The organism is Arthrobacter sp. Hiyo1 (assembly GCF_001263615.2).
GTDB lineage: Bacteria > Actinomycetota > Actinomycetes > Actinomycetales > Micrococcaceae > Arthrobacter.
In genome coordinates this window covers 231,509-242,131 of record NZ_DF952474.1, presented here as the reverse complement: position 1 = coordinate 242,131, position 10,623 = coordinate 231,509, and the positions used below count along the sequence as shown (strand labels likewise).

Annotated in this window: 8 protein-coding genes and 2 pseudogenes; 2 read left to right on the top strand and 8 right to left on the bottom strand. The window is 64.2% G+C overall.

Features of this window, described 5'->3' with window-relative positions; genetic code table 11:
* Nucleotides 1–279: ArsR/SmtB family transcription factor (locus tag AHiyo1_RS18425; RefSeq protein ID WP_148667660.1), on the bottom strand; the 279-nt coding region annotated here is incomplete at its 3' end.
* Nucleotides 280–375: 96 nt separating this feature from the next.
* Nucleotides 376–1,585: pseudogene (locus AHiyo1_RS18420) on the bottom strand (acetoin utilization protein AcuC).
* A 111-nt stretch (nucleotides 1,586–1,696) separates the two neighbouring features.
* On the opposite strand from AHiyo1_RS18420, the gene AHiyo1_RS18415 reads away from it, so the two are divergent.
* Together AHiyo1_RS18415 and AHiyo1_RS18410 are read left to right on the top strand one after the other, a co-directional pair.
* Nucleotides 1,697–3,130 carry a TrkH family potassium uptake protein gene (locus tag AHiyo1_RS18415; protein WP_059389512.1) on the top strand — a complete coding sequence of 478 codons (1,434 nt, stop codon included), beginning with the start codon at nucleotides 1,697–1,699 and terminating at the stop codon, nucleotides 3,128–3,130.
* Between the two features lie 40 nt (nucleotides 3,131–3,170).
* Entirely contained in the window at nucleotides 3,171–3,809 is a 639-nt protein-coding gene (locus AHiyo1_RS18410; protein ID WP_171983496.1) for a potassium channel family protein, read from the top strand.
* 15 nt (nucleotides 3,810–3,824) lie between these two features.
* On the opposite strand, the gene proC is transcribed toward AHiyo1_RS18410, so the two are convergent.
* The 6 genes and pseudogenes from proC to AHiyo1_RS18380 all read right to left on the bottom strand — a co-directional run.
* Nucleotides 3,825–4,655, bottom strand: coding sequence for a pyrroline-5-carboxylate reductase (gene proC, locus AHiyo1_RS18405; protein ID WP_059389510.1), 831 nt, complete (start codon nucleotides 4,653–4,655; stop codon nucleotides 3,825–3,827).
* Nucleotides 4,656–4,907: 252 nt separating this feature from the next.
* The gene (locus AHiyo1_RS18400; protein WP_059389509.1) at nucleotides 4,908–5,744 is read right to left on the bottom strand and encodes a sugar phosphate isomerase/epimerase family protein; all 837 of its coding nucleotides are present in this window, start codon (nucleotides 5,742–5,744) and stop codon (nucleotides 4,908–4,910) included.
* Nucleotide 5,745: 1 nt separating this feature from the next.
* On the bottom strand, nucleotides 5,746–6,810 hold the full coding sequence (locus tag AHiyo1_RS18395) for a Ppx/GppA phosphatase family protein (protein ID WP_084784591.1): 1,065 nt from the start codon (nucleotides 6,808–6,810) through the stop codon (nucleotides 5,746–5,748).
* A 71-nt stretch (nucleotides 6,811–6,881) separates the two neighbouring features.
* Nucleotides 6,882–7,372: pseudogene (locus AHiyo1_RS18390) on the bottom strand (SseB family protein).
* 119 nt (nucleotides 7,373–7,491) lie between these two features.
* A complete protein-coding gene (locus tag AHiyo1_RS18385; protein WP_059389513.1) occupies nucleotides 7,492–8,379 on the bottom strand; it encodes a hypothetical protein in 888 nt (295 codons plus the stop codon).
* A 314-nt stretch (nucleotides 8,380–8,693) separates the two neighbouring features.
* Nucleotides 8,694–10,623: DNA topoisomerase (locus AHiyo1_RS18380; protein WP_059389508.1), on the bottom strand; the 1,930-nt coding region annotated here is incomplete at its 5' end.

The following is a 10,623-nucleotide window of genomic DNA, read 5'->3' as shown; positions in this document are numbered from 1 at the left end:
GTCCGCGGGCTTCGCGGGTCCGACGTCGAACGTCTCCAGCCAGCTGGCAACACCGGCGAGCGGCTTCGGGTTCAACGCGTAATAGCGTTTCTGTCCCTGCGCGCGCATGCTGACGAGATCCGCCTCGCGGAGTACCTTCAAATGCTTTGAGATGGTGGGCTGGCTCGCTGCGAGCTCCTCCACCAGTTCCCCCACAGCCTTATCCCCAGAGCGGAGGGAAACCAGAATGTCACGCCGGGTTGCCTCAGCAATGACGGCAAATACGTCGTCAGTCACCATGCCTCCCACCCTAGCGACATATACGCCAAAAGGCATCAACTATTTCGCATATGCGCGCGGCGTTGACCCAGCCTTGCGCGGCCGGCCGAGCAGCTATCAGTCGAACCAGGGATCCAGACCGTAAAGCGGAAAGATTTCCTTGCGGGTGGCGATGATGGTGCGGTCCACGGCGTCAGCCGGGTCATAGCCGACCTCCCACGAACGCCACCAGGTGTCCACGCCGTCGCCCATGAGTTCGGGAACCGTATCCCCGTACTTTTCCCTGACATGGCTCCGGAAAGCCTCCGGAACCGGAGCCGTCAGCTGGACAGGATGTTGGGCCACGATGCCGATCAAATGGCTCCACGTGCGCGGTACCACTCCCGTGATGTCGTACCCCCCTCCCCCGGTGGCGATCCAACGGTTTTCGCAGAACCTGGCGGCGAGGCCCGCGACGGCGTTGGCTGCCTCGCGCTGGCCGTCCACGCTCAGGTTGAGGTGCGTGAGGGGATCGAGTTTGTGGGAGTCGCAGCCGTGCTGGCTCACAATGACTTCAGGTTCAAAGGCCTGCACGAGTTGGGGTACCACGGCATGGAAGGCGCGCAACCACCCTGCGTCCCCCGTCCACGCAGGCAACGCCACGTTGACGGCCGTCCCCAGGGCGTCCCGGCCGCCGATCTCGTTGGCGAATCCCGTTCCCGGGAACAGCGAGAGCCGCTTTCGTGCAGGGAAATCGTCAGGACCCTGGGGTCGTTCCAGAAGATGCTCTGGGTGCCGTCGCCGTGGTGGGCGTCGACGTCGATGTACGCGACCCGCCGGACACCGCCGTCGAGCAGCCTCTGCACGGCGAGAGCGGCGTCGTTATAGATACAGAAGCCGCTGGCCCGCTCTCGGGAGGCATGGTGAAGGCCGCCGCCGAAGTTGACGGCCCGGACCGCGGTCCCGGACAGGATTGCCTCGGCCGCGAGCAAGGACCCTCCGGCGAGCCGGGCGCTGGCTCGTGCATCCCTGCAAACGCTGGATCATCCTCGGTGCCGAGCCCGCGTTCCGGGTCCGGCGTCGTCGGATCTTCGCTTGAACGCCGCACCGCGGCGACATATTCGGCGCTGTGCACTGCCAGGAGTTCGACGTCGGACGCGACCTCAGGCGCTTGGACGGACACATGCTCCAGGTCGAAAAGTCCGAGCGCCGCGGCGAGCCTGGCCGTCAGCTCAAGCCGCGCAGGGGCCATCGGGTGCGAAGGACCGAAATTGTATGCGGTCATGGCGGGATCCCACGCCACCGTCGTTGGCAGCGGGGACGGACGGAGGCCTGCCCAGGAAGTCATCAATGACAGGCTACCCGAGCGGCGGAACGCACCTGCCCCGTTACAGCGGGCGATTAGTGGTTTACTACTCAGGAAAGCAGAATCAATCGACCAGAAGCGAACAGCACTGCCATGACTCAAAGCCAGTCGAGGTCCCTAGACCCGGCCAGCTGGCAAACCGTCCAGCCGGAGCAGGGAGGCCTGTGGATTTTCACGGGTATCCGCGACTTCATCGACAACATCGCCAACTCCTCACCGGCCCGATTGGCGCTCACCGCTTACGTTGTCGCGATTCTCTTGTTCACCGGCTTGCTTTCCCTGCCGGCGGCATCGGCCGACGGTGCGGTCACTCCCATCCACCAGGCCCTGTTCACCGCTGTCTCGAGCGTGTGCGTGACCGGTTTGACGGTTGTGTCGACGGCGACGCACTGGACCTTCTTCGGCCAGCTCGTGATTCTCGTCGGCATCTTCGTCGGCGGATTGGGAACCCTGACACTCGCCTCCCTCCTGGCGCTCATGGTCAGCAAACGGCTCGGTGTGAGGGGCAAGCTCATTGCGCAGGAGGCCATGAACAACGCCGGCCGCTTGGGCGAAGTGGGTACATTGTTGCGGATCGTCATCTCGACGTCCGTGACCATCGAGGCCGTCCTGGCCATCGCGATGATTCCCCGGTTCCTGACGCTCGGCGAGGACTTCTGGCAGGCCGTCTGGCACGGAGTCTTCTACTCGATCTCTTCCTTCAACAATGCCGGTTTCACACCCCATTCCGACGGAATCGTGCCGTACGAGACCGATCTGTGGATTCTCGTGCCGCTCATGCTTGGAGTGTTCCTCGGCAGCCTCGGCTTTCCGGTGATGCTGGTGCTCCGGCGGCACGGCCTCAATTGGAGGAAGTGGAGCCTCCACACCAAGCTGACCATCCAGGTTTCCTTGATCCTCCTCATTGCCGGCGCAGTCCTCTGGGCCTTGATGGAGTGGGACAACACCAACACCATCGCCAACATGAGCGTCGGCGACAAGATCACGCATTCCATTTTCGCCTCGGTCATGACGCGCTCCGGTGGCTTCAACCTGGTCGACCAGGGGCACATGGATTCGACCACGAGGCTGCTGTCGGACGCGCTCATGTTCGCCGGCGGCGGTTCGGCGTCGACGGCCGGCGGCATCAAGGTGACCACCATCGCGGTCATGTTCCTCGCCATCGTCGCTGAGGCCCGGGGCGACGACGACGTCAAGGTCTACGGCCGCACGATCCCCGAGGGCACCATGCGCGTAGCCATCTCGGTGATCGTCGCCGGTGCCACCTTGGTATGCGTATCCGCATTCCTGCTGTTGGCCATCAGCGGAGCGAGCCTGGACCGGGTGCTCTTCGAAACTATTTCAGCCTTTGCCACCGTGGGACTCAGCACGAACCTCAGCGCGGAACTGCCGCCGGCGGGGGTCTACGTCCTCGCCGCCCTCATGTTCGCTGGCCGCATCGGCACCATAACCCTTGCCTCCGCCCTGGCCCTCCGCCAGCGCAGGCAGCTATTCCATTATCCGGAAGAGAGGCCGATCATTGGCTAATTCAACAGGCGCCCCCAACCGGCCGGCGCACAACGCGCCCGTGCTGGTGATCGGCTTGGGCCGATTCGGTGCAGCCACCGCCGAGCAGCTCGTCAAGCAAGGACGCGAAGTCCTGGCCATCGAGCGGGACCGCACGCTCGTCCAGAATTGGGCTTCCGTGCTGACCCATGTCGTCGAGGCGGACGCCACCAACATCGATGCCCTCCGCCAACTCGGCGCGCAGGAATTCAGCTCCGCCGTAGTGGGTGTGGGAACCTCGATCGAGTCCTCGGTGCTCATCACGGTGAACCTCGTGGATCTGGGCATCGAACACCTCTGGGTGAAAGCGATCACGGCCTCACACGGCAAGATCCTCACGCGCATCGGCGCCAACCATGTCATCTACCCCGAGGCCGACGCCGGAGTGCGCGCGGCACACCTGGTCTCGGGGCGCATGCTGGACTTCATCGAGTTCGACGACGATTTCGCCATCGTGAAAATGTACCCGCCCAAGGAAACCGTGGGCTTCACGCTGGATGAGTCCAAGGTCCGTTCCAAGTACGGCGTGACCATTGTCGGCGTGAAATCCCCGGGCGAAGACTTCACCTACGCCCGGCCGGACACGAAGGTCTCCGGCCGCGACATGCTGATTGTGTCAGGGCACGTGGACCTGCTGGAACGGTTCGCTGCGCGGCCGTAGCTGCGGTGCGAGGAACTAAGCCAGCTGCTGTGTGATCTCCGCGGCCCGGGCCGCTGCGGCGCGGGCTCCGTCGGCGATGATCGCGGGTAGTCCGCCGTCGTTGAAGGCCGCGATGGCGCGTTCGGTGGTGCCGTTGGGGCTGGTCACGGCAATGCGCAGGGCCGTGGGGTCTGCTCCGGGCTCAGCGAGCATAAAACCGGCACCGGCCACAGTCTCGCAGGAAATCATGAGCGAGAGTTCGGGATCCAGGCCAAGTTCGACGCCGGCCTCAGCCATGGCCTCAGTCAGGTAGAAGGCGTACGCGGGGCCCGAGCCGCTGATGGCGGACAGGGCATCCACCTGGTCCTCGGGGATTTCCACGACCGTGCCCGCGGCAGCGAGGATGTCCTTGGCCTGCTGGAGCTGCTCGGGGGTGCAGTTGGTCCCGGGCGAGACTGAAATCACCCCGCGTCCGAGCTTGGCGGGCGTGTTGGGCATCGTGCGGATGACGGGCTGGCCCGCGGGCAGGGCTGCTTCCAGCTGGGCGATGGACACGGCGGCGGCAACGCTGATCACGATGGTGTTCTTGGCGAGCGACGGTGAGATTTCGCGGGCGAGATCGGCAATGCCCACAGGCTTGACACCCAGGATGACAACCGAAGCGCCCTTCGTGGCCAGCTTGTTGTTGTCTGGTTCCTCGGCCCCGGCGATGGTCATGACATGGTGGCGCTCGGCCAGTTCGGCGGCGCGTTCTGCGCGGCGTACGGTGGCGACGACGTCCGAGGGATCCGTTCCGGCAGCCAACAGGCCCCCCAGAATGGCCTCGTTCATGGACCCACAGCCAAGGAATGCGATTCGGTTGCTCATGGCTCCATGATGCCAGTTCAGCTGCTCCGCTGCAGAACCAATGCAGCACTGTCTAGGGGCGCCGAGGATTCCCAGCTAGTTCCCAAGATTATTGCAGGCTGCACCCAATATCGCTCCGTAACTTAGTAGTTACCTCATTGAGGGTGCGAGTGATGAGGCGGGCATGGGGATGTCCGCCACAAGCACCGGTGGTCGAACGGGTTTCCCCCCATTTTCCCGTATCGACCGCCGGTGCTTTCTCGTTTAAGGAATCTAGATCTCGAAGGCTCCCACGAGCGGCGCCCCCAAGTGCTGGCGCGCGAAACGCAGTGTCTCGGCGAGCCACTCTTCGCGTTCGCCGGCGGCTTTGGCCTTGCGCGTGGAGATCTCGGCAACCACGGTGCCTTCGAATCCGTTGGATGCGAGATACTGCAGCGCCTCGGCGCACTGCTGGGTCCCGTAACCCGGGATCAAGTGCTCGTCCTTGCCCGAGCCCGAACCGTCGGTGAGGTGGACGTGGCGCAGCTTGCTCCCGAGCGCCCGGATCGCCTCAAGGCTGTTGGCACCCGCGGTGGCGGCGTGCGAGAAGTCCCACGTGACGTCGTCGTAATCCTGCCCCATCGGATCCCAGTGCGGAAGGTACGCGAGCGCCTCCCGGCCGCGCACACGCCACGGATACATGTTCTCTACCGCGATGTGCACCTGGTACATCGCGGCGATCTCGCGCACACCGGCAGCGAAGTTCTCCGCATAGTTCGACTGCCACCGAAACGGCGGATGGACCACCACAGTGTTGCAGCCGACTTCGCGCGCCATCTGGCAGGACATCTCGATCTTGTTCCACGCCGGACCCCAAACCTGCTGGGTCAGCAGCAAGGTGGGCGCGTGGATGGAGACGATCTGCTGGTCGTATCGATGGCTTAGCTGGATGAGTGCATCCGGGTTCTGGCTGGTGGCGTTGTTGGTCACCATCACCTCGACGCCGTCGTACCCCAGGTCCTGGGCCACGGCAAAGGCGTCATGGACGCTGAGCGGATAGACAGAGGCGCTGGATAGCGCCACCGGGATCCTCGGCGTGTCTTCTTCGGAATGCTCGACGTCGGTGCTCATGTTAGTTGGCCTGCCTCCCGGCGATGGGGATTGGTATGGATACTGCCGCTGGCGCGGCCGTTCCGGTGTTGGCGCCCAGGCGTGGTACCGGTACCGCACCTCCGAGCCCGACATGCGGAGCCGGGGCCAGCGGGCCATCGAAGATCAGCTGGTCGAGCCGGCGCAGGATCAATCCCTCGCGCAAGGCCCAAGGGCAGATCTCCATGCTGGGAAACTCGAACATTTCCAATGCGGCCTCAGCGACGAGCGCCCCCGCAAGGATCTGCGCCGCCCGTGCATCCGAGACGCCCGGGAGGTAGAGCCGGTCCTCGACGGTCATCGCCGAGATCCGCTGGGCCCAGAGGCCCAAGTCCGTGGCGTGGAGTTCCCGCTTGACGTACGGACCGGCGCCGCTGGGGGCCGCGCCTGCGATGCGTGCAAGCGAACGGAAGGTCTTGGAGGTCCCGGCCACCAGGTTGGCCCGGCCCAATTGCTTGAACTCGCGCACCACCGGCTTGAGAGTGTGGCGAATATACTTGCGCAGCTCTTTGACGCTCTTTGCCGTGGGCGGGTCATTGTGGAGCCAGTCCCTCGTCAAACGGCTGGCGCCCAGCGGTACGGACACCGCGAGCTCGGGCAATTCGTCCTGGCCAAACGCCATTTCGAAAGAGCCGCCGCCAATGTCCAGGTCCAGGATCGGACCGGCGCCCCAGCCGTACCAGCGTCGGACCGCGAAGAACGTCATGGACGCTTCTTCGCTGCCTGTCAGTTCCTGCAGGGTCACAGTGGTCTCGTGCTTCACCCGGGCAAGGACCTCGACGCCGTTGGTGGCTTCGCGGATGGCCGAGGTACAAAATGCCAGGAGATCCTCGGCCTTGTGGCGGGCTGCGAACTCCCACGCTTCGAGGACGAATTCGATGAGCTCGTGTTGTCCGGCGTCGTTGATGTTACCGTCGGCGTCCAGGAACTGAACCAGCGAAAGCGGTCGCTTGTGGGAGGCAAACGCGACCGGGCGTGCGCCCGGATGCGCGTCCACCAAAAGCAAATGGACGGTGTTGGAACCGATGTCTAGGACGCCAAGACGCATTCTGCCATTATTCCCCGATTCGAAGCGTGTGAAGCAACTACGACTGCCGATTCGTGCCGGCGGTTAGTCAATTAATCCTGGGGTCCGCCGGTGCGTGATTCCGCGTCCACATCTGCGGCCGGGGCGGTGGCTTCGTGGGCTTCTTCGGCTTCGTCCGCGCGGGTAAAGTCGCGGCGGACGTTCGCAATGCCTTCGGGGCCCATCTCGAAGCCGTGCTCGCTGCCGGGGTTGATCACCAAGCCCAGCTCGTCGCCGATGCTGTCCAGAATCGCTGAACCGTGGGTGCCCAGGACGTTGGGCGCGGCTTCGAGGAAGTGCGATTCCACCGGCTCGGGTGGCTGAACACGGCGAGGACAGGCTGACCCTCGGAGTTGGCGAGGACAAGAGGCTCCACGGCGGCGTCAGGCTTATCCAGGGAGTCGGTGCTCAGGATGTAGACCTCGTTGTTCAGGAAGGACAGGATGACGTCCACCGGGTTCGCGTCGGGTTGCCCGGCCTTTGCGAGCTTGGACTCAAGGTCGTTCAAGGGCAGGGAATCCGGGGCTGCAGGCTGATCTGTCATGGTTCCACTCGATCACGGTTCCCCCGCCGGAAGCAATTCCCGGCGGCTCGGCGCCGAGATCGTGGGTGGGGGCCGGGGGCTGTGTTCCGGAACGTAGTCCTCGGCCCGAACCCACGATCTCACCCCCGAAGAAGCCTGAGCAGGCGCACTTTCAGGCCGTGTTCGTCGAAGAGACCTTTCCAATCAATACGCAGGATTCGCCAGCCCTGCTCGGCCAGCAGCTTCTCCCTTTGCCGCTCTTCGAAGATCACTTCCGCAGTTGGCTTGTAGTCGAAGTACTTTGCCTTGCCGTCGAACTCGAGCGCGGCTCGAAGGTGCGGCCACGCGAAGTCGAACCGGTAGGCGCCACGGGGTGTTTGGACCCGCAGCTGGAGCACGGGATCCGGGAATCCGAGCTTCGCGATAGCGTCCCGCGTCAATGTCTCGCCCGGGGATTCGGACAATGGGTTCGCGAAGGCCAAGGCTTTTCGGAACGCCGTGACTCCCCGGGCACCGACTAGACCGGCACACGCTGACTCGAGCCACTCACGGTTGCATCCGAGCCTCAAGCCGTGGTCCAAGAGAATCAGGCCCTGCCGATAGTTCAGTATCTGTGCGCAGTCCAGAACGGTGCGGTCGAGTGCTGTCACTGGAAGTCCATCAATCTCGATCCGTTGCCCAGGCAGGAGGAGGCCTGAATGAGCCCTGACGTCGGCCGCATGGGATCCGCTCGCTGCGTGGTACGGAATGATGACGTGGATCAATTGATCAGCCCTCCACAAATACAAACGGTGCAGACGGGCGGCGGAGGTGTGGCTGAACGTAAGCCCATCCGCCGTGACGCGGAGGGTCCTATGGCAATACGCCGCCAACCGGGCGCGCTCCCGGTCATCGTCCGAAAGCCCACGCCAGAACGTGCCACGGACCATGACTCCCGTGCGGACCCTTACCAGTGAGCCGTATCGGAGGTGTTCGTTCATACGTCGCTTGCTCAGTCCTTGGGACAGCAACTCCTCTGTCCGCCACATGTTCCCATCCGGAAGCGGAGGCGCGCCAATGCTCGTGAGCGCTGGAACTGCGGCGGCTTGAGGGCCCCGTGGTGCGGACAGTGCCGGGGATTTCGCCGGTTCCAAGTAATCCCAAACTTCCGCGAGCGGGTCCACCGGGACAACGGAGTCGATGTTTCCGTAACTGTTCACTGCACCAGTTTCGGTGAGCGGCGGAGAGCCCGGAAGCGGCCAATCAAGCTATGTGGAAACCCAGGAAACCCAATACGTGGGTGTGGGCCGGGGGCTGCGTTCCAGAACGCAGCCCCGGCCCACACCCACGATCTCGGCGCGAGCTACTTCTTTGCCGCAGCCTTCTTCGCAGGCGCCTTGCGGGCCGTAGTGGTCCGCTTGACCGGGCCTTTGGCGCGCTTCTCGGCGAGCAGTTCGATGGCCTGCTCCCGGGTCAGCTCCTCCAAGGACGTGGCCCGCGGAACGGTGATGTTCGTGACGCCGTCGGTGATGTATGGGCCAAAACGGCCTTCCTTCACCACGATGTTCTTCTCCGAGACAGGGTCCGGACCGAACTCAGCCAGGGGCGGTACGGCGGCACGCGCGCCCCGCTGCTTCGGCTGGGAGTAGATCTCCAGCGCCTGTTCCAGGGTGATGGTGAAGATCTCTTCCTCGGATCCGATGGACCGCGAGTCCGTGCCCTTCTTCAGGTAGGGCCCGAAACGGCCGTTCTGCACCGTGATGGGGTTGCCTTCGGCGTCCGCGCCGAGCACGCGGGGCAGGCTCATGAGCTGAATGGCTTCGTCGAGCGTGACCGAATCAACGGACATCGACTTGAAGAGCGAACCCGTGCGCGGCTTTGCCTTGACGGGCTTCTTCGGCGGCTTGGGTTTGCCGTTCTTGTAGTACTCCACGGGCTGGTTTGCCAGTTGCTCCTCGGTCATCTCCGGGATGATCTCAGTGACGTAGGCGCCGTATCGGCCGTTCTTGGCAACCACGGTGTGTCCGGTGTGCGGGTCCGCGCCCAGGACGCGTTCCTCGGGGGCAGCCGTTTCCATGAGCTCCACGGCCTTGGCCGCAGTGAGCTCGTCCGGAGCGAGGTCCTCGGGGACGTTGGCACGCGCCGACTCCACGACTTCGCCGGTCTTGGGGTCGACGGTGGGGATCGAACTTTCCAAGTACGGGCCGAACTTCCCGACGCGCAGCGTGATGCCCTCGGCAATCGGCACCGAGTTGATCTCGCGTGCATCGATTTCACCAAGGTTGTTGACGATGCTCAGCAGGCCGGGATCGGCGTCTTCACCATAGTAGAAGTGCTTGAGCCAAGCGGCCCCTACAGCCTGGCCGTTGGCGATCTTGTCCAGGTCGCCTTCCATGTCTGCCGTGAATTCGTAGTCCACGTAGTCGGTGAAGTGCTGCTCCAGCAGGCGGATCACGGAGAAGGCGATCCAGCTGGGAACCAGCGCAGACCCCTGCTTCCGGACGTAGCCGCGGTCCTGGATGGTGGAGATCGTGGACGCATAGGTGGACGGGCGGCCGATGCCGCGCTTTTCCAGCTCCGCCGTCAGGGATGCTTCCGTGTACCGCGGCGGTGGCGAGGTCTCGTGGCCAATAGCAATGATGTCCGAAGCCGTGAGGGAATCGTCCTTGGCCACGTTGGGAAGGCGCCGGGCTTCGTCGGAGTCGTCGTCGCCGCGGCTCTCGTCCTTGCCTTCTTCATAGGCTGCGAGGAAGCCGGGGAAGGTGATGACCGTGCCGGAGGCCGAGAATTCGGCGTCGCGCCCATCGGTAGCCACTGCGCCGAGGCGGATGGTGGCGGTAGAGCCCTTGGCGTCGCCCATCTGGGAGGCGATGGTGCGCTTCCAGATGAGTTCGTAGAGCCGGAAAGCATCGCCAGTCAGGTGGTTTGCAACCTGGGCCGGGGTGCGGAAAGAGTCACCCGCGGGGCGGATGGCTTCGTGGGCTTCCTGCGCGTTCGCAGCCTTGTTGGCGTAGACCCGGGGAGACTGCGGCACGTACTCGGGACCGTACAACTCGGCGGCCTGGCGGCGTGCCGCCGTGAGGGCTTCGTCGCTCAAGGCGGACGAGTCGGTACGCATATAAGTGATGTAGCCGTTTTCATACAGGCGCTGGGCGATCTGCATGGTGCTCTTGGAGGTGAAGCGCAGCTTGCGGCCGGCTTCCTGTTGAAGGGTCGACGTCGTGAACGGCGCCGCGGGACGGCGGGTGTACGGCTTGGTGTCGACGGAACGGACGCGGAAGTCCGCGTTCTCG

Coding starts and splice junctions, on each gene's coding strand:
- proC (WP_059389510.1), bottom strand. CDS start 4,655: ATGAGCAACCGAATCGCATTCCTTGGCTGTGGGTCCATGAACGAGGCC.
- AHiyo1_RS18395 (WP_084784591.1), bottom strand. CDS start 6,810: ATGCGTCTTGGCGTCCTAGACATCGGTTCCAACACCGTCCATTTGCTT.
- AHiyo1_RS18400 (WP_059389509.1), bottom strand. CDS start 5,744: ATGAGCACCGACGTCGAGCATTCCGAAGAAGACACGCCGAGGATCCCG.
- AHiyo1_RS18415 (WP_059389512.1), top strand. CDS start 1,697: ATGACTCAAAGCCAGTCGAGGTCCCTAGACCCGGCCAGCTGGCAAACC.
- AHiyo1_RS18385 (WP_059389513.1), bottom strand. CDS start 8,379: ATGTGGCGGACAGAGGAGTTGCTGTCCCAAGGACTGAGCAAGCGACGT.